Origin of the sequence: Methylomonas sp. Kb3 (assembly GCF_002834115.1) — a bacterium.
GTDB classification, from domain to species: Bacteria; Pseudomonadota; Gammaproteobacteria; order Methylococcales; family Methylomonadaceae; genus Methylomonas; species Methylomonas defluvii.
Map to the genome: position 1 here is coordinate 406,938 of NZ_PIZT01000068.1, position 19,398 is coordinate 426,335.

At 50.8% G+C, this 19,398-nt stretch carries 18 protein-coding genes; 10 read left to right on the forward strand and 8 right to left on the reverse strand.

What is annotated here, in order from left to right; translation table 11 throughout:
* Window positions 1-2 precede the first annotated feature (2 nt).
* The 6 genes from CWO84_RS20690 to CWO84_RS20715 all read left to right on the forward strand — a co-directional run bounded on the left by CWO84_RS20690 (window position 3) and on the right by CWO84_RS20715 (window position 4,219).
* Window positions 3-380 carry a DUF4845 domain-containing protein gene (locus CWO84_RS20690; protein WP_033155535.1) on the forward strand — a complete coding sequence of 126 codons (378 nt, stop codon included), beginning with the start codon at window positions 3-5 and terminating at the stop codon, window positions 378-380.
* The gene (gene rnc / locus CWO84_RS20695; protein ID WP_033155534.1) at window positions 377-1,060 is read left to right on the forward strand and encodes a ribonuclease III; all 684 of its coding nucleotides are present in this window, start codon (window positions 377-379) and stop codon (window positions 1,058-1,060) included. The genes CWO84_RS20690 and rnc overlap by 4 nt, the downstream gene beginning before the upstream one ends.
* Entirely contained in the window at window positions 1,057-1,947 is an 891-nt protein-coding gene (gene era / locus CWO84_RS20700; RefSeq protein ID WP_101054920.1) for a GTPase Era, read from the forward strand. The genes rnc and era overlap by 4 nt, the downstream gene beginning before the upstream one ends.
* Window positions 1,947-2,648, forward strand: coding sequence for a DNA repair protein RecO (gene recO / locus CWO84_RS20705; RefSeq protein WP_101054922.1), 702 nt, complete (start codon window positions 1,947-1,949; stop codon window positions 2,646-2,648). The genes era and recO overlap by 1 nt, the downstream gene beginning before the upstream one ends.
* Before the next feature lie 73 nt (window positions 2,649-2,721).
* On the forward strand, window positions 2,722-3,465 hold the full coding sequence (pdxJ, locus tag CWO84_RS20710) for a pyridoxine 5'-phosphate synthase (protein ID WP_101054924.1): 744 nt from the start codon (window positions 2,722-2,724) through the stop codon (window positions 3,463-3,465).
* 4 nt (window positions 3,466-3,469) lie between these two features.
* A complete protein-coding gene (locus CWO84_RS20715) occupies window positions 3,470-4,219 on the forward strand; it encodes a PP2C family serine/threonine-protein phosphatase (protein ID WP_101054926.1) in 750 nt (249 codons plus the stop codon).
* A 46-nt stretch (window positions 4,220-4,265) separates the two neighbouring features.
* Here the strand turns inward: CWO84_RS20715 and CWO84_RS20720 are convergent, their stop codons facing one another.
* The 5 genes from CWO84_RS20720 to epmB all read right to left on the reverse strand — a co-directional run bounded on the left by CWO84_RS20720 (window position 4,266) and on the right by epmB (window position 12,058).
* Window positions 4,266-5,219, reverse strand: a complete 954-nt coding sequence (locus CWO84_RS20720) for a sigma-54 dependent transcriptional regulator (RefSeq protein ID WP_033155529.1) — start codon at window positions 5,217-5,219, stop codon at window positions 4,266-4,268.
* A gap of 11 nt (window positions 5,220-5,230) precedes the next feature.
* The gene (locus CWO84_RS20725) at window positions 5,231-5,956 is read right to left on the reverse strand and encodes a sulfite exporter TauE/SafE family protein (protein WP_020485298.1); all 726 of its coding nucleotides are present in this window, start codon (window positions 5,954-5,956) and stop codon (window positions 5,231-5,233) included.
* An 89-nt stretch (window positions 5,957-6,045) separates the two neighbouring features.
* Window positions 6,046-6,969, reverse strand: coding sequence for a diguanylate cyclase (locus CWO84_RS20730; protein ID WP_033155528.1), 924 nt, complete (start codon window positions 6,967-6,969; stop codon window positions 6,046-6,048).
* 4 nt (window positions 6,970-6,973) lie between these two features.
* Complete coding sequence (locus CWO84_RS20735; RefSeq protein ID WP_101054928.1) at window positions 6,974-10,972, reverse strand: PAS domain-containing protein; 3,999 nt, start codon at window positions 10,970-10,972, stop codon at window positions 6,974-6,976.
* A gap of 99 nt (window positions 10,973-11,071) precedes the next feature.
* Window positions 11,072-12,058 (reverse strand): EF-P beta-lysylation protein EpmB, encoded by a 987-nt coding sequence (gene epmB / locus CWO84_RS20740; protein ID WP_101054930.1) that lies wholly within the window; start codon window positions 12,056-12,058, stop codon window positions 11,072-11,074.
* Between the two features lie 73 nt (window positions 12,059-12,131).
* Between epmB and efp the strand changes: the two genes are divergently transcribed.
* Together efp and epmA are read left to right on the forward strand one after the other, a co-directional pair.
* Window positions 12,132-12,701, forward strand: a complete 570-nt coding sequence (gene efp / locus CWO84_RS20745; protein WP_033155525.1) for an elongation factor P — start codon at window positions 12,132-12,134, stop codon at window positions 12,699-12,701.
* The gene (gene epmA / locus CWO84_RS20750; RefSeq protein ID WP_101054932.1) at window positions 12,698-13,675 is read left to right on the forward strand and encodes an EF-P lysine aminoacylase EpmA; all 978 of its coding nucleotides are present in this window, start codon (window positions 12,698-12,700) and stop codon (window positions 13,673-13,675) included. Before efp ends, epmA begins: the two co-directional genes overlap by 4 nt.
* Window positions 13,676-13,765: 90 nt before the next feature.
* Here epmA and CWO84_RS20755 read toward each other — a convergent pair whose 3' ends face one another.
* From CWO84_RS20755 to CWO84_RS20765, 3 genes are all read right to left on the reverse strand, one after another.
* On the reverse strand, window positions 13,766-14,041 hold the full coding sequence (locus CWO84_RS20755) for a hypothetical protein (protein WP_101054934.1): 276 nt from the start codon (window positions 14,039-14,041) through the stop codon (window positions 13,766-13,768).
* Between the two features lie 245 nt (window positions 14,042-14,286).
* Window positions 14,287-16,077: an aspartate--tRNA ligase gene (aspS, locus tag CWO84_RS20760; RefSeq protein WP_101054936.1), complete on the reverse strand. Its 1,791-nt coding sequence runs from the start codon at window positions 16,075-16,077 to the stop codon at window positions 14,287-14,289.
* Between the two features lie 89 nt (window positions 16,078-16,166).
* Window positions 16,167-16,430: an FmdB family zinc ribbon protein gene (locus tag CWO84_RS20765; RefSeq protein ID WP_026603920.1), complete on the reverse strand. Its 264-nt coding sequence runs from the start codon at window positions 16,428-16,430 to the stop codon at window positions 16,167-16,169.
* 113 nt (window positions 16,431-16,543) lie between these two features.
* Between CWO84_RS20765 and pyrC the strand changes: the two genes are divergently transcribed.
* Both pyrC and CWO84_RS20775 read left to right on the forward strand, forming a co-directional pair.
* Window positions 16,544-17,581, forward strand: coding sequence for a dihydroorotase (gene pyrC / locus CWO84_RS20770; protein WP_101054938.1), 1,038 nt, complete (start codon window positions 16,544-16,546; stop codon window positions 17,579-17,581).
* 205 nt (window positions 17,582-17,786) lie between these two features.
* Window positions 17,787-19,364 carry a glycosyltransferase family 39 protein gene (locus CWO84_RS20775; protein WP_101054940.1) on the forward strand — a complete coding sequence of 526 codons (1,578 nt, stop codon included), beginning with the start codon at window positions 17,787-17,789 and terminating at the stop codon, window positions 19,362-19,364.
* The last annotated feature ends 34 nt before the right edge of the window (window positions 19,365-19,398 follow it).

Genomic DNA, 19,398 nt, shown 5'->3' on the forward strand with positions numbered 1-19,398 from the left:
TTATGCCGTCATCATTAAAAAAACAACGCGGTTTAACCTTTCTGTCCATTGCCTTTATTTTGGCGTTAATTGGTTTTTTTACCTTATTGATTCTAAAAATAGCGCCGATTTACATCAATCATAGCCGGGTGGTAAACGCCTTGAAAGCGGTGGAAAACACTACCGATATAGTGACTAAAACTAAGTCTGATATAAAGGGTAGCTTGGAAAAACGCTTTGATATGAATTATGTAGAGCACGTCACCAATGACAATATCAAAATTGTCGCGCAACCCGGCTATGTACGGGTTGACATAGACTATGAGCGTGTAGAACCCATCATGGGGAATTTGAGTGTGTTGGTTGAGTTCCACGAGGGATTCGAAGCTGGCAACAAGTGATTAAGAAACCTGAAATTCTTGCCGGCAAGTTGGGTTTAAGGTTTAACGATCCCAGCTTATTTACGATGGCTTTGACTCATCGCAGCATGGGGGCCAGAAACAACGAGCGTCTCGAATATTTGGGCGATTCCGTGCTGGGCTTCGTGATCGCCCAAAAACTATACGAACTGTTCCCCGAGGCGGGAGAGGGCGCCTTAAGTCGGCTGCGGGCCAGTTTGGTCAATCAGAATTCGCTGGCGGAAGTGGCCAGGCAGCACAATATCGGTGATTATCTGATTCTCGGTTCCGGCGAACTGAAAAGCGGCGGTTTCCGTAGAGATTCGATTTTGTCGGATGCGTTGGAAGCCATCATGGGGGCCTTGCTGAAAGACCAAGGCGTTGAGGTTTGTCAGCAGTGGATATTGCGATTATTCGATGACAAGCTGGCCGCGCTGAAAGTAGACGATTGGACCAAAGACCCGAAAACTCGTTTGCAGGAGTTGATGCAAGCCAGCCGTAAACCCTTGCCGATTTACGAATTGGTCAGCATGTCCGGCGCGGATCATGCCCAAACCTTTGAAGTGAAATGCACCATCGCATTAACACCGGAAACGCGCAACGGCGTGGGTATTTCCAGAAAAAAGGCCGAGCAGGCTGCTGCCGAAAATATGTTAAATTTTTTACAATCCAGGGATAAATGAACTGCGGATATGTTGCTTTAATCGGTAGGCCCAATGTCGGCAAATCGACGCTGATGAATCATTTACTGGGTCAGAAACTCAGTATCACCTCAAGAAAACCGCAAACTACCCGGCACCGAATTCTGGGTATCAAGACGACAGCCGCTGGTCAAGCCATCTTCATGGACACACCGGGCATGCACAGCGACGAAAAAAAGGTATTGAATCGTTATCTGAATAAGACTGCGGACAGCACCTTGCTGGGAGTCGATGTCGTGATTTGGTTGTTGGACGGCTTGTATTGGCACGACTACGACGAGAAGATTTTCAAAAAACTCGAGCAAGCCGGACTGCCGGTTATCTTGGCGATCAACAAGGTCGATAAAATCAAGGATAAGGATGCGGTGCTGAAGTTCTTCGCCGAGGCCCAGCAAAAATATCCGTTTCAGCATATCGTGCCGGTTTCGGCCTTGAAAAATACCAATCTTGAGCTGCTGGAACAGCACATTATGGCGTTGCTGCCCGAGGCCGAGCTCATTTATCCGGAAGATCAAATCACCGACAGGCCGGAGCGCTTTTTTGCCGCTGAAATTATTCGCGAAAAACTGACCCGGCGTTTGGGTGACGAATTACCTTATGCACTGACCGTGGAAATCGAACGCTACGAGGAGTTTCCGGAGCTTTGCAAAATATACGCGGCGATTTTGGTAGAGCGGGACAGCCAAAAAAGCATCGTCATCGGTAAACAAGGCGAAATGCTTAAAAAAGTCGGTAGCGAAGCGCGAGTCGATATTGAAAAATTGATCGCCCAAAAAGTCTATCTGGAATTGTGGGTTAAAGTGAAAAAGGGTTGGTCGGATAACGAGCGCGCCTTACAGAGTTTAGGTTTTAGCGATTTTGGCCATTAATGAGCGGCTTGGCCGTTTATTTACAGCCGGGTTTTGTTCTGCAGCATCGGCCATACCGGGAAACCAGTGTATTGTTAGAGGTTTTCACGCGGGATTTTGGCGTGATGTCCATGCTTGCCAAGGGTGTGCGTAAGGAAAAGTCGAAAATAGCCGGATTATTATTGCCTTTCAGTGCCTTGCGGCTGTCGTTTATCGATAAAAACGAACTAAAAATTCTGTCCCAGGTGGAATACGTCGACAGCTACCCTTTAGAGCGCTTGGCGCTTTACTGCGGATTTTATGTGAACGAGCTGGTGCAACTATTCGTGCACAAAGACGATCCCCAGCCCGAGATATTTAGCTGCTACGAGCGCTGCTTGAGTGGTTTATTGCTTGGTGAATGTATCGAGCAGACTCTGCGTTATTTTGAACTGGATTTATTGCAAGAAGCTGGCTACGCCGTTGCGATGGATTCGGAAGCTAACGGTAATCCCATCAAGATAGGTCAGCGCTACAATTTTTTAGCTGATTTCGGCATGGTCGCGGATAACGAAGGTTTGATTGGTGGTGAAACCTTGTCAATATTGGCCGCAAGGGCTCCGTTGGAAGGCCGCGCGCTGCTCGAAGCCAAGCTGCTCTTCAGAAAAATGCTGGATGGACATTTGCAAGGCAGACAGCTGAAAAGCAGGGATGTCCTGGCAAAAATTATTAAGTATTTATAGGCGAAAGACAAAGGTCAGGATGGATTGACCGTCTTTCATCCCTCTTTCTCATCCGCTTGCGGACTCATATTCAATGGAAAAACAAATCATCTTATTAGGTGTCAACATCGACCATGTTGCGACCTTGCGCCAGGCTAGAGGTACTCGTTATCCCGAGCCTGTGCAGGCTGCGCTGATCGCCGAGCAAGCCGGTGCCGACGGTATTACCGCGCATTTGCGCGAAGACAGGCGGCATATTCAGGACAGAGATATTTATTTGTTAAAGGATATGTTGCACACCCGGTTGAATCTGGAGATGGCCGTGACAGAAGCCATGTTGGCGTTTGCGGTTAAAGTAGAGCCGCAAGCTTGTTGTTTGGTACCGGAGCGCCGAGAGGAATTGACGACTGAAGGTGGTCTGGATGTGGCGGGCGCTGCGGATAAGATGCGTTCTGCCTGCCAACAATTGGCGGATGCGAATATAGAAGTCTCCTTGTTTATCGATCCGGATTGTCGGCAAATCGATGCGGCGGTTCAGGTGGGGGCGCCGGTGGTGGAGTTACATACCGGCCGCTATGCCGATGCTGCAAGTAAACTAGAGCGGGAGCAAGAATTGCAACGAATCCGCACGGCTGCGGCTTACGCGCACCAAGCAGGATTGCAAGTGAATGCCGGCCACGGCTTGAATATCGCCAATGTGGAGGCTATTTGCCGGATTGAGCAGATTGTTGAGCTAAATATTGGTCATTCCTTGATTGCGCAAGCGTTGTTTTCCGGCTTGGGTAGCGCGGTCAGGGATATGAAGCGCGTCATGCGGGAGTCGCGTTTACACGGTTGATGTAATGCAGAACGAACTCGAGTTTTATCAATTAACTTCGATAGGCAATCGCGAGGTCAATCAGGATTGCATGGCGCACCGGGTGTGCGCTGATTACGCATTATTTGTGGTCGCTGACGGATTAGGCGGACATTACTCCGGCGAAAAAGCGTCACAATTTTTTTGCCGTAGCTTGATTGCTCTGGCGGAAAAATATCATGCTCATATAGCCTCAGTGAAGGCAGAAACGGTCATGGCTGCTTGGATTGCGGAAGCTGTTAGGAATATGAGTGAACTATTTGCCGACGATCCGTTTGCAAGCGATGCCCACACCACCTGCGCAATTCTGTATCTGGACCAGGAGCGAGCGATAGTGGCGCATTGCGGAGATTCGCGAGTTTATCGGATCAATTCCGAGCAAGTCCTATGGCGTACAAAAGATCATTCGGTGCCCCAACAACTGTTTAACGAGGGAAAAATCAGCGAATGGGAGATGGGGGTTCATCCCGACCAGCATAAGCTCACGCGAAGCATCAATGTGTTGAGTACGCCTGCGGTGGATATTGCCTGTTTCCCACCGATGAAATGCGGCGAAACCTTTCTGCTCTGTAGCGACGGTTTTTGGGAGTTTGTAAAGGAACAGGAATTGTTGGCGTTATCGCAAGAGCGCAGCGGAAAGCCGGAGTTGCAGAAGATGGCAAAAATGGCGGTATTACGCGCTCAAGGTAAAAGCGATAATGTTACTGTGCAGTGGGTCAGGCGGCGAGCTGTTTAAGTGCAGGTTGGGGCTGAACCATGCAGCCCCCGGTAAACCGTATGGCTTAGTGTGTTGCCAAGCCGTGCTTTTGAATCCGGTAAAGCAAGGTGTCTCTGGAAATGCCCAATAAGCGCGCCGATTTGCTGCGATTGCCCTTGGTTCTGTTCAAAGCTTGCAGAATCATATCTGCTTCCAGTGCATCTAGTTGTAGACCCAACTCCGGCAAAGTAAAGTCCGAGCTGACTGTTATTGCGCTGCGGTTAAATTCGTGGGGCAGATTTTCCGGCTCGATTACTTTGCCCGCCAGCAGAATACTTAGTCTTTCGCAAAGATTGCGCAATTCACGTACATTGCCCGGCCATTTGTAGCTGCGCAGCGTTTTTATGGCTTGTCTACTGAAAGTAGGGGGTTCCAGGGAATGTGCGGCCGAGAAGTGTGTGAAAAAGTGTTTCGCCAGTATTTCTATATCTTCGGTGCGCTGATGCAATGCCGGCAATTCCAGCGGCACTACATTTAAGCGGAAATACAAGTCCTGACGAAATTGACCGTTTTCTATCAGCTTGGTGAGGTCGGCATTGGAGGCAGCAATCACGCGCACATTCACCATGTAGGGTTTGGTGCCGCCAACGGGTAAACATTCTCCCGACTCCAGAAAGCGCAAAAGTTTCGCCTGGATTCCCAAGGGTAAAGAATTGATTTCGTCCAGAAACAATGTGCCGCCATCGGCTGCCTGAAACAAACCTTGCTTGTCCGATACTGCGCCGGTAAAAGCGCCTTTCTTATGGCCGAATATTTCTGATTCAACCAGACCCTCAGGGAGTGCTGCGCAATTTAAGGCAATGAAAGGTTTATTTGCGCGCGGGCTATCCTTTTGAATGGCCGTTGCCAGTACTTCTTTTCCCGTGCCGGTTTCGCCTTTGATCAGCACGGTAACGTCGGTCGCCGCAACGATACGAGCGCTGCGAATCAATGCTTCGATTGCGGGAGATTGTCCAATAATAGGATCGAAGTTATCCACTGTAAAACCTCTCAAAACGTCATGATGTGTTCAACGCGCATCGGATAGAGCCATGGGAAGGCTGCCAATAGCGCAAAGATAATAAACAAGGCTGCCACCGCGTGTTTAAAGTGCCGGATTTTCGAAAGCCTCGCCAGTAATGAGGTCATTATACCGACACCCATTACGGCAGGTAAAGTGCCCAATCCAAATGCTAACATCGTGAGCGCGCTGTGGGTAATGCTCCCCGTGGTAACTGCTAGTGCCAATGCCGTATAAATCAGGCCACAGGGTAGCCAGCCCCACACCATACCAAACAATAAAGCTTGGGTGCGGTTTTGTACCGGAATCAATCGGCGGCCGAATGGTTCGATCAGTTTCCAGAAGCGCGCGCCCATTTTTTCTATATAGGCAAAGTACGGAAACCAGCCGCCAAGGTAAAGCCCTGCACCCGCCATCACCACGGCGGAGAGGAGTTGCAAAAATCTGTGCGCTTGACCTTGAGCAAAAGGTAAAGTTAAGAAGGCCTCTAGCACGCCAACCAAGGCACCGGCCATCGCGTAGCTGAGAACCCGGCCGATGTTGTAATTGAGCACGATGCCGAACAGACGGCGCTTATCGTTACGAAGTTCGGGTTTCAGGCTGTAAGTCAGGGTACCGATAATGGAGCCGCACATGCCTATGCAATGCAGGCTGCTGAATAAACCCATTACAAACGCGGCAAGATAGGAAGCATTAAAGTCGAGGTAAAGATGCATAAACAAAAAGCCGAGGTAATAAGGTATCGAGTGTATTAGCGGGGATTATAGACGCTTTCCGAAACGGGAACGACGCGCAGATCTCTAAACTACCTGCCGTTGGACAAGTTATTCGCGCAGATACGATTCCGCCCTTGATGCTTGGCCTGATATAACGCATCGTCCGCTGCTTTCAATAAACTGGCAACGTCGTCGAACGTGTGGGCCTGTAGCGTCGCAACCCCGAGGGATATGGTCACGAAATTGTTGGGATTGTTCTGTGTGTGCCGTATTTTCAGATTCTCTATGGCTTCGCGGTACTGCTCGGCACGCATCAGGGCGCCTATGCTGTCGGTGTTGGGAAGCAGGATGGCGAACTCTTCACCGCCCAATCTGGCTACCAAGTCTTCGGGTCTGTGGGTAATTGTTTGCAAGGCACGCGCCACCCGTTTCAGGCACTCGTCGCCCATAGGGTGGCCAAAGTAGTCGTTAAATTGTTTGAAATTGTCAATATCGGCAATTAACAACGAGAGCGGCATGCCGGTGCGTTTGGACTGGTTCCATTGGCGTTCCAGGGCGGCGTCAAACGCTCTGCGGTTGGGTATCTCGGTCAGTCCATCCAACGATGCCAGTTTTTCCAATAAATCGGATTTAGTTTTTAGCTGTATTTGAGTGCGTACTCTTGCTAAAACAATCGATGGCGAAAACGGTTTGGTGATGTAGTCGCTACCGCCGATTCGGAAACCGTGTACCTCATCTTCTTCCGAGTGTTTAGCGGTCAGAAAAATAATCGGAATATTGCGGGTTTTATCCGACGACTTGAGCTGGTGGCATATTTCATAACCATCCATGTCGTCCAGCATGATGTCCAGTAGGATCAGATCAGGAAGCTGGCTGGTGGCGATATGTAACGCCAGTTCGCTATGCACGGCTACTTTTACCGTGTAATGGGGTTCGAGAATATTCTTGATAAGATCCAGATTTTCCGGGCTATCATCCACGGCCAGAATGGTATGCGTGTTTCTACTTTCCATTTTCCTATATCCGATGTTCCAGTATGTGGTTGAGAGCTTGCGCGGCATCTACAAACTGGTAATTGGCAATTTGTTTTTTGATGGGCAATAAGATTTGCAGCAGAGCTTTATCATCGATATGGCGCATAATCCGCTCAAGTTGCTGGTCCGAGTCGGAATCGAAGGTTTGCAGTTTATCAATCAATATGGCTAGTTGTTGCCGAGTTTCCAGTGTCGAGTAGCGCAGTTCACCGTCGCCGTGGCTTTCGCTGTTGGCCAAATTACTGTTGATGCTGCTGATAACCTTGCTCATCTCCAGTGTTGTGGCGGCAATATTACTATCGATATACGGGACGTCGGCAATATTGGCGCGGAAATCGATTAGCGACTCTTCCAGCCGTACTAAGTGGCTTTGCAATTGTAACGCTCCGAGGGAGCCGACTAAGCCTTTCAAAGTATGGACTAATTGATAGGCCTTGTCGTGCTGGTTATGTATGAAGGCTTGGCCGATTTCGTTCATGGTATCCGCATGGTTTTCAGCAAATTTTAGTAACACTTTTCGATAGACGGCAAGATTCCCGGCCGTATGTTGTAAGCCGGCCGAGGTGTCTATGCCATACAGATAAGGAAGCGGATTGCTTTCCAACTGTTCGCTGTTGGGATCGGTCTGGGGTATCCCGTCGGCTCGCGGTTTAATCCATTTTGCCAGCGTGGCGTAAAGCGTTTCCGGTAATATCGGTTTGCTGATGAAATCGTCCATATCGGCTTGAAAGCATTTGTTGCGATCATTACTCATTGCGTTAGCGGTCATCGCTATGACCGGCAAGGTTTGACAGCCGGGGAGTGTTCGCAGTTGTTTGGTGGTTTGATAGCCATCCATCACCGGCATTTGCACATCCATTAGCACGCAGTCGTAAGTGGTTTGTTGCAGTTTGCCCAAGGCGATTTCGCCGTTTTCGGCCACGTCGACTTGCAAATGTGCTTGTTCCAGCAACTCGATGGCCACAATTCGATTCACTTCGTTGTCTTCAACCAGCAATACTCGGGCGCCGCTGATATGTTGCAATTTCCCGCTATCGAGGGGGAGCTTTTGTTGGTATTGCGCGTTGCGTATCGAAGCAACGCTGGTGATGCCCAGTTTGACGCTAAAGGTAAATGTCGAGCCCAGGTTTTCTTGGCTGGCGACGCTTATCGTTCCGCCCATTTGTTCTACCAATTGTTTGGAAATGATCAGGCCCAAGCCCGTGCCGCCGTAATGACGTGTGACGCTACTGTCGCCTTGGCTGAACGCCTGGAATAGTTTGGCTTGTTTTTCTGCATTCATGCCGATGCCGGTATCGCTGATACTAAACTGCAAACAAGTCTGTTGCGCAGAGCGCTTAAGTTCGGTGAGCGTGACTCTTACCTCTCCATGTTCGGTAAATTTGATCGCATTCCCGATCAGATTGATAAAAATTTGCCTTAGCCGTTGCGGGTCGCCGATCACCGGGAGAAAAGTTAGCGTCTTAGGTGGGCGAATCAAGGCTATGCCTTTGCTGGCGCAAAGTTCCGACATCGTGGAAAATACCTTATCCAGCATTTCTTCCAATAGAAAAGGTACGGATTCCAGTTGCATTTTTCCGGCTTCCATTTTGGAAAAGTCCAGAATGTCGTCAATGATGGTCATCAACGAGCGTGACGCGGTTTCCACTCTTTCCAGGTAGTCGCGCTGTTTGGCGGAGATACTGCTGTTCAGACATAATTCAACCAAGCCGATAATGGCATTCATCGGCGTGCGGATTTCGTGGCTCATATTGGCGAGAAATTCCGATTTTACCCGTGTTGCCTGTTCTGCCTGCTGCTTGGCTTCCAACAGCCGTTGCTCGGTTTGCAGCCGGTCGGTGATGTCTTGCATGGTGCCTTGAACGCCAGTGGGTTTGTCATTAACGTCGCGAATAACTTGTCCGCGTTGGTGGACATGACGAATTTGGTCGTTACCGAGCACTATCCGATGTCTGAAATCGAGACTGCCGCTACTGATCGCGTTTTGCATCGATGTTTTGAAAAAGCTTTGGTCGTCCGGATGAATCAGCGTGCTTAAAATGCTGGAAAAGTTGGGGGTAAAAACCGCTTTACTGGTTGCGGTGATCCGATACATTTCGTCCGACCAGCTAAAGTGATTGCCCGGCAAATGCCAATGCCAATCGCCGATATGGGAAATACTTTGCGCATCCAGTAAGCGCTGTTTTTGGTCTTGCAGTGCATTGATGGCACGGCTGCGTTCCAGTTCGGCGGTAATTTGCAACGCGAATAATTTCAGGGTGTCTGTGGCAAAGGTAGTATCGGGAATCGGCCGACAGTAGGATACCGAGATAAATCCGAAACTATTTTGTTGTTTGTCGTGTAATGGAATGCCCAGATAACCTTGAATTTGTTGGCGTCGCAGCCAGTCGGCGTCGGGGAATCGTTCCGCTGCGTCGTGTTCGACACAACAAATAGTGCCGGCGGCCACCTCGCGGCAAGGCGAATTATCTAGGCTGAATTCGCGGTTACCGACAATTTTGCCTTTTGCGCAAAGCGATAGGCTACGGGCACGCCCATTGCCCGTTGTTTCGGCAATTAATGCAAAATCGGCTCCCAGGGTTTCCACGGTCAATAGCGTCAGATTATCCAGCAGCGACGTGGCACTTTGCGGCAGGTTGCTGGAGACGATATTCCTAATCACACTGGATTGCTGACGCTGCTGAGTGATGTCACTCACCAGACCCTGATAGTCGATAATCTTGCCTTGCTCGTTGCGCACCACCATCTTGCGGTCTTGCACCCATTTTATGCCGCCGTTTTGGGCGACGATCCGATAGGGTTGATGCGCTATTTCGGAACAGTCCGGATCGTTGCGGCAGGTGGCGATCTCGCGAAGGAAAACCCCGACATCGTCGGGATGGATCAGGTTGAGATAAAACAGATTGCCGGTAATCAATTGTTCGACGCTGTAGCCGAATAGCTGGCGGGCGTTCTCAGTGGCGAATTCTATCGGTAATCCTTCGGAATTATTCCATTTCAATACCACTGCCGCGCTCTGGCTGATAATTTGATACGCGCGTTGCAGATTATGCTCCGACTGCTTCCGCACGCTGATGTCTTGGTGCGTGCCACATAGCCGACTTGGACCACCGCTGACCGGATCGTACGCGACAACGGCGCCGGAACCTTGTATCCATACCCAATGGCCGAGTTTATGGCGCATGCGAAATTCCACGACATAGGGGCGGTCGGAGGCTATATGTTTGGCAACGAACTGTTTCACTCGTTGTCTGTCGTCCGGATGCAGGCGTTTGTCCCAGTCGCTGACATAGTTATCCAATTCGTCATGACTTAGTCCCAACATGTCCAGCCAACGTTGATTCACTGAATGTTCGCCGCTTAGATAATTCCAATCCCAGTAGCCTAGCTGGGCGCCGTCTATGACCAGGGCCAATTGTTCTTCAATTTGTTTTCGCGGCGTGATGTCGATATGGAACTGAATTAATTCGCTGGTGTTCTGCGTGGACAGGCGGGTAAGCGAGATTTGCTGCCATGTTTGATTTGGAAAGGCAAAGTCGCTGGCCTGCATAGCCTTGCCGGCCATGATATGTTGGCATAAGGGGCACTCTGTTTCGGCATGGTGGGTCGGGTGAAACCAGGCGTGTATGGTTTGTCCGACTAATTCCGCCGGGGACTTGCCCACCGACAAAGCGGCTGCCTGGTTGGCATGGCGAATAATCCCCTGATTATCGACCACGATGGCGGATTGGGCGAGATGGTCGTAAAAGTCGCCGATGGGTGTCAGTCCGGAGGATAAAATTTGCCGATTTGACAGCAGTTCGCTAAAAATCAACAAGACAGCCAGTCCGGGCAGCAAAACTATCAATATTTTGGTCAGCTCACTCGTGCCGTTTATGTTTTGATAGAGCACAACGGTAATCTCACCTATCAACAGTAAACACACTGCGACCAGCACGAACCGGCGTATCTGATTGGCAGTATTGGCAAGTTTATCTGTCATAGTTTGCTGATGTCGGGGATCTGGCCGGGAGGGACGGGAAAAATCTTAGACCGGGTATCGGTAAATGTGAATCCATGTCGCCGGAAAACTGTCCGGTGCTCAGCAAATTGGGATTTTATAGGCTGCTCCGGCCTGTTCTTTAACCAGCTTGGGAACCAGATAACCGGGTAGATGGCTTTGCATATCTTCGAGCAATTGCCGGGCGGTGGTTTCGGAGACTTCAAAATGACCGGTGCCGCTGGCGTGATCCAGTACATGCAGGTAGTAAGGCAAAATACCTAGTTCAAACAGCTTTTCGCTCAGTTCGCAGAGAGTGCGGCCGGCATCGTTAACTCCCTTTAGCAGAACGCTTTGGTTCAATAAAGTGATGCCGTGGCGGCGTAAATCGCCGCAAATAGCTCCAACGGCAGCACTCAGCTCATTCGCATGATTGGCGTGAAATACCATCACAACTTGTTGCGACAGGCTGGAGAAAGAGTTGAGCAGTGGTTGGGTGATGCGCATTGGTAGCACGATGGGCACTCGGCTATGAATGCGAATACGTTTGATATGTTCAATCTCACCTAACCGTGCCAACAGCTGGCCGAGTTTTTCGTCATTTAGCAGCAAGGGGTCGCCGCCACTGAGGATGACTTCGCTGATTTCCGGATGGCTAATGATGTAGCTAAGCGCTTGTTGAATTTTTTGCGTTGACAACTGCAATTCCGCATAAGGAAAATTCCGCCGAAAACAATACCGGCAGTGCACTGCGCAAGCGCCGGTGCTGATCAATAATACCCGGCCGTGATACTTATGAATGATACCTGCTTCGGCGACCGCGCCAAGGTCGCCTACCGGATCATGGCTGTAGCCGGGATAGTCGATCAGTTCGTTCTGAGTCGGCAGCACTTGTCTCAGCAAGGGGTCATTTGGATCGCCGCGGCGCATGCAATCAGCAAAGCCGCGCGGCACACGGAGCGGAAAGGCTTTGAAATCCGGCAGCAATGCCACGCTGTCTGTTGAAATATTCAAATAGTCACAAAGGGCCTCGACGCTGGTAAATGCGTCGGCCAGCGCCTGTTGCCAGCCGGCGGTTTGGGTGTTCAATGCTGCTCCGGTTTCCGATTAAAAATCTTATCCATTATAATCGTCCGACTATTATTTGTTTCACGAGGAAAAAATGGCGACTTTTAGCACCAACGAGTTCAAGGGCGGTTTGAAAATCATGCTGGACAACGACCCTTGTTCGATTATCGAAAACGAGTTTGTGAAGCCGGGTAAGGGGCAGGCGTTCAATCGGGTCAGGATCAGAAATCTGAAAACCGGCCGGGTGATCGAGCGTACCTTCAAATCCGGCGATACCGTCGAAGGTGCGGACGTCGTTGATAAAGAAATGCAGTATCTGTATAGCGATGGCGAATTCTGGCATTTCATGGTGCCGGATACATTTGAGCAGTACCAAGCCGATAAAAATGCGGTGTCCGATGCGATCAAATGGCTGAAAGAGCAAGACATCTGCACGATGACCTTGTGGAACGACTCGCCGTTATCGGTTACCCCGCCCAATTTCGTAGAATTGGCCATCACCGAAACCGATCCCGGTCTGAAGGGCGATACGTCCGGCGGCGGCGGTAAACCGGCAACCCTGGAATCCGGTGCCGTGGTGCGCGTACCCTTGTTTGTGCAAATCGGCGAAGTCATTAAAGTCGACACCCGTACCGGCGAGTACGTGTCCCGCGTCAAAGAGTGACGGTAAGCTGGCAGCCGAGCTGCCCACTGGCGCATTTGCGCACTCGCGCGCAAATGCTGGCGGCGATACGGCGTTTTTTCGAGGCACGGGATGTGTTGGAAGTCGAGACGCCGCTATTGTGCCCAGCCACCGGCACCGATCCGCAGCTGGATTTTTTCAGCAGTCAGTTTAACGTTCCCCCCACCCGATCCACGCTGTTTCTGCAAACCTCGCCTGAGTTCGCGATGAAACGGTTGTTGGCCGCTGGTAGCGGCAGTATTTATCAGATCTGCAAGGCCTTTAGGAACGGCGAAGCCGGGCGGTATCACAATCCGGAATTCACGATTTTGGAATGGTACCGGGTTGGCTACGATTTGCGGCAATTGATGACCGAAGTCGCCGAATTGTTGCAGCAGCTATTGCAGCCTTTCCATGCAGAATTGCCAACTCGGCAAATCAGCTACCAACAGCTATTTTTGGATGCCACCGGCTTGGATCCTTTGGTGTTTTGCAACAGCGATTATCAAGCTTATGCAGCTGCGAACGCGCTTCCGGAAGCTGTCAACCTATGCGGCGGCGACCATACCTTGTGGCTGGATTTTATTTTTAGCCATTGCGTCCAGCGGACGATGGAGAAAGATACGATTTATTTGCTGCATAGCTATCCGGCGATACAGTCTTCGCTGGCGCGCCTGAATGCCGATGACTCTCGGCTCAGTGAGCGTTTTGAAGTGTTCATCAACGGTGTGGAGTTGGCCAACGGCTTTTATGAGCTGGTTGATCCTGTTGAACAGGAGGCGCGTTTTGATAAGGAAATTGCTTATCGGCTAAGCCATGACTTGCCGGTAGTTAGCAAAGATGAAGCATTTTTGCAGGCATTGAAATTCGGTTTGCCGGATTGCAGCGGGGTAGCAATTGGTTTGGATCGGCTGCTGATGATTGCTCTGGGCAGCGAGTCTATCAGTGATGTGCTGGCTTTTCCGGTCCGCGTTTGAGGCTCAATGTTGAAAGGCTTGAAAAAACTCCCCCTTCGTCGAAGGGGGATGTAGTCGGTAGGTGTCCCTAAAAACGATTAATCGATTTATTTAGTAGGGCCAGCTGAGCGAGCTTTTTTGCTGGTCCGGATGGTCTGCAGCATCTAGCGCTGTTTGTATGTCGTCTACGAAAAAGCGTCTAAGGCCGCGGCCAAGGCGATGGGCTAGCACCGGTAGAGCTTGATCTTTGTCTAGGTAGGCCACGGGTTCGCGACCCTTGCGGTAATGGTGTAGCGCTCTTCTGACTGCGCCGCACAGATAGCACTCTGCACCCTCAGGAAGGGTGGCGTTCAAATCGCGAAGTAGATGTGGAGTTATTTTATTCATAGCATCCCCCTCCTCATTAGGAGTGTTGGGCGGTAATCCTTATGCCATGCGAAGATCCGCAACCAGGATCTGTTATTTAATAAAAATAACGTGATTAACTTATCAATTTGGCAAAAAAAGTCAACGAGTATTTGGTGGGATTTTTTGACGTATATCAATACCTTGCATGACTGCTTCCCAAGGTATCCGGTGGTAAGCTTAACAAGAACAAAGGGCGGACAAGACAGTCCGCCCTCAGATTTACCTTAATCCTGCTTTTCGGTTTTGCCGGCAGGGGTACGCAGTCTGATACCCAATTCTTTCAATTGTTCTTCGCTGACCAATGCCGGCGCATTGAATAATGGGCAAGCGGCAGTCTGGGTTTTCGGGAACGCTATGACGTCGCGGATCGAGCTGGCGCCGGTCATTAACATCACCAGACGGTCCAAGCCAAAGGCGATACCGCCATGCGGAGGCGCGCCGTATTTCAAGGCATCCAGCAGGAAGCCGAATTTTTCGCGGGCTTCTTCGTGGCCTATGCCGAGAATGTCGAATACGGTTTGTTGCATCGCAGTGCGGTTGATCCGGATCGAGCCGCCGCCGACTTCGGTGCCGTTCAACACCAGGTCATAAGCGCGAGACAGCGCGGTGCCGGGGTTGGCGACCAATTCTTCCACCGAGCAGCTCGGTGCGGTAAACGGATGGTGAATTGCGGTGTAGCGTTGGGCTTTTTCGTCCCAGGCGAACATCGGGAAGTCCACGACCCAAAGCGGTTTCCAGGGGCCGGTCAACAAATTGCGATCCAGGCCGAGCTTAACGCGCAGAGCGCCCATGGCTTCGTTGACGATGCCGGCTTTGTCGGCACCAAAGAAAATCAGGTCGCCGTTTTGAGCGCCCACTTTCGCCATGACTTTGGCCCAGACTTCAGCAGGGGCGAATTTGACGATAGGCGACTGTAAGCCTTCGACGCCGGCCGCCAAGTCGTTGACTTTGATATAAGCCAAGCCTTTTGCACCGTAAATGCCGACAAATTTGGTGAGCTCGTCGATCACGCTACGGCTCAAGTCGCCGCCTTCAGGCAATTTCATGGCCACGACGCGGCCGTTTGGATCGTTGGCGGGACCGGAGAAGACTTTGAAATCCACGCCTTTCATTTCTTCGGCAATGTCTACCAGTTCCAGCGGGATACGCAGGTCCGGGCGGTCCGAACCGTAACGATTCATGGCTTCGGCATAACTCATGACCGGGAATTGGTCGCCCAAATCCACGTCGATAATGTCCTTGAACAAGCGGCGGATCATTTCTTCCATTACCGCCATGATCTCTTGTTCATTCATGAATGACGTTTCGATATCCAGCTGGGTAAATTCCGGCTGGCGATCAGCCCGCAAATCCTCGTCGCGGAAGCAACGCACGACTTGGTAATAGCGGTCCATGCCGGCAATCATCAGCAACTGTTTGTAAAGCTGCGGTGATTGCGGCAAGGCAAAAAACGAATTTTGGTGGGTACGGCTGGGTACGATGTAATCGCGCGCGCCTTCCGGCGTAGCCTTGGTCAGATACGGTGTTTCGATTTCGAAAAATTCGTGGTCGTCCAGATATTGACGCAGGTTGCGGGTCACATCGCGGCGCACTTTCATTTTCTGCTGCATCGCGGTGCGGCGCAGATCGATGTAACGGAAACGCAGGCGGGTCTCTTCGTTGACTTCGATGTCGCTTTCCAACGGGAACGGCGGGGTTTCCGCTTCGTTCAACACTTCGATATGTTTGCCCAGAATTTCGATTTGGCCCGTGGACATATTGGGATTATGCGTGCCTTCAGGTCGGTCGCGGACGATACCTTCGATACGCAGCACATATTCACTGCGCACGTGTTCGGCAATCGCAAAGCTTTCGGCCATATCGGGATCGAACACCACTTGCACCAAGCCGGCGCGGTCTCTCAAGTCGATAAAAATAACGCCGCCGTGGTCACGGCGACGATGAACCCAGCCGCACAGGGCAACGGTTTGACCTAGATGATGGGTGTTCAATTCTCCACACTTGTGGCTACGCATAGTTGTTCTCGGGTTAATCAAAATACGGGGATAGGTAAAAATTAGGAAGTGCCAGTCGTTTCGGAAAACTGGCAGTTACCATGAGATTCCTAATGGTTATGGTTCGGGCAGCCGCTGCAACTGCTGGCTTTTTCCGGGGCTTTGCTTTCGCCGGCGACGTTTTTCTTGTTGCCGCTTTTAAAGTCGGTTTCGTACCAGCCGCCGCCTTTCAAACGAAATCCCGCTGCGGAAATTTTCTTTTTTAATTCCGCTTCATTGCAGGCCGGGCAAACGATTAAGGGCTCTGCACCCAGTTTTTGCAGGGCTTCGTGTTCATGTCCGCAAGCATTGCATTGGTATTCGTAAATAGGCATCTGCTTCTCCAGTTGAAAGTGTTTAAATCGGCTTACTAAGGGCGGGGTTTTAAATTTTCAAGGCCCTTAATGTTAGAATAACTAGCTATTTTAAATGAAAACGCCCGGAGATTATGGATAAATTGACCATCCGCCAACCTGATGATTGGCATTTGCACGTCAGAACCGGCAGTATTTTAAAAACGGTGATCGGGCATACTGCCAGGCAGTTCGGTCGCGCCATTATCATGCCGAATCTGAAACCCCCGGTCACCACGGTCGCCCAGGCTTTGCTTTACAGGCAGGAAATTTTGGCCGCTTTGCCGCCAGACTCCACGTTTCAGCCTTTGATGACTTTGTATCTAACGGCAAGTACCTCTGTTGAGGAAATCAAAAAGGTGGCCGATGCCGAGCATGTTCATGCCTTCAAGCTATATCCGGCCGGAGCAACCACCAATTCCGATGCCGGAGTCGCCGACATTGAAGCGGCTTATCCTTTATTTGCGGCGATGGAGCAATACGGCGTACCACTATTACTCCACGGCGAAGTGACGGATGCGGAATACGATATTTTTGACCGCGAAAAACTGTTTATCGATAACAAGTTAAGCAAGCTCACCCGGCAATTTCCGGCACTACGCATCGTTGTAGAGCATCTGACGACCCAGGAAGCGGTGCAATTTGTCGAAGCTGCATCCGAGAATATCGCCGCGACTATTACCCCGCAGCATTTGCTCTATAACCGCAATGCCATTTTGGCGGGCGGTATTCGGCCGCATTACTATTGTTTGCCCATTTTAAAGCGCGAGCATCATCGCCAAGCCTTGATAAAAGCGGCTACCAGCGGTAATCCCAAATTTTTCCTTGGTACCGATAGCGCGCCGCATTTAACTGGGTTGAAGGAAAATAGCTGCGGTTGCGCAGGTTGTTACAGCGCGCATGCGGCATTGGAATTGTATGCCGAAGCCTTCGAACAGGCTGGCGCACTGGATAAGCTGGAAGGGTTTGCCAGTTTTTATGGCGCGGATTTTTACGGTTTGCCGCACAACTCTGCGAGCGTTACTTTAGAAAAGCAAGCCTGGATGGTACCGGAAGCCTATGCCGATACGGCTGGCACTATTACACCATTACGGGCTGGAGAGAGTTTGGCGTGGCGCTTAGTGGCCGCCTGATCCCTTGTGATGAGTGGGGCAATTCAACCCGCTTAACGGTTTGTTTCAACCGATCCTCTCGGCCTTTTGATGTCGGCTTGAGATGTCTCGGGCTTTGTTGGCTGTAATAGTGTTGGCATGAAATTGGCTTAAGCTTTTGTCATAACGCTGGTGTGATTCTGGGCGCTTGGATGTCCCGTGCCCCGAATCGATATTTTCTCGAAAAATGACCATACCCGATAAACTGATTTACCGCTGGGGCATTGTGCCGCTTTGGCTGCTGTTGTCCGCAAGCGTTTATTTTCGCTCGACCATTCCCATCGATGAAACGCGCTATCTCAGTGTGGCTTGGGAGATGTGGCTGCGCGGCGACTTCCTGGTGCCGTATTTGAATGGCGAAACCTACAGCCATAAACCGCCTTTATTATTTTGGCTGATTCAAGCCGGGTGGTGGATATTCGGCGTTAATCAGTGGTGGCCGAGTTTGGTCGGGCCGTTGGCTGCTTTGGCAAATCTGTTGCTGACGCGAAAATTGGCGGAAAAACTTTGGCCGGAGCAAACTGCGGTAGCAATGGCTGCGCCGTGGGTCTTGATTGCAACCTTGCTGTGGACCTTATTCGCCACGTCTATCATGTTTGATATTCTGCTGACTAGCTGGGTGCTGTTGGGAATGCTCGGCTTGCTGGAGGTTGTGCAAGGCGATGAGCGCAAGGGTTGGGTACTGGTTGCGGCAGCAGTGGGGTTCGGTATTCTAAGTAAAGGGCCTGTGGTTTTTTTGCATCTAATCCCTACCGCAATTTTGGTTGCTGTTTGGGCACCGCGTTCGATTGTGTTCAGTCGCTGGTTTGCTGGCTTGTTGATCGCGGCCTTGATTGGAGTCGCGATAGCCCTAGTCTGGGCGATTCCGGCTGCCATTGCCGGTGGCGAGCAATACGCCAACGCGATATTGTGGCATCAGACCGCTGATCGCGCAGTCAGCACCAAAATCCATACCCGTTCGCTGTTTTGGTATCTGCCTTTTTTACCGATGTTTTTGTTCCCCTGGTTGTTCTGGCCGCATTTCTGGGGCAGTTTGCGCGGCAGCCGATTTTTTAATGATCGCGGTTTGCGCTTTTGTCTGGTTTGGCTAGTATCAACCTTTGTGGCGTTCTCGTTGTTGCCCAGCAAGCAGATTCATTATTTGATTCCGATGTTGCCGGCGTTTGCGTTGTTGGTAGCCAAGGTGGTGGTGCATACCCAAAAGCCGAGATTGGGTGGCGAGTGGTTGCTGCCGGTGCTGTTCGGCGCAATCGGGGTGTTTTTAGTTTATCTGACCAAGGTACCGGGTTTGTCAAAATTGAACTGGGTCCAGACTGTGCAGCCGGCATGGGGTTTGAGTGTGTTGGCCATTGCCGTGATGTTGGCGCTATTGGTTTGGATTAAGCGCACGTTGTCGGTTGCGGCAATCTCGACAGCGCTGGTGGCGGCAATTTTTGTCGGATTTATATTTTTCTTTCGTTATGCCGGCCCGGCATACGACCTGCAACCCGCTGCGTTAAAAGTGAAAAGCTTTAACGATCAGCATATTCCTTATGTCTATGTTGGCAATTACCAAGGGCAATTCAATTTCTTGGGGCGATTAACCCAGCCGCTGCCGGTTTTACCTGCTGAACGGCTTGCCGATTGGGCGTCACAGCATGCGGACGGTTATTTGATTTCCCTGGAAAAAAGTCAGCCTAGCGACGCCGTATACCTGCAGCCGCATCGGGAATATTGGCTGGTATTTCGGCGCGCGGGGCAGGCTGCTGACGTCAAGCCCCTATAACTCAAACCTGTACAAAATTCTTATCCGTGTATAA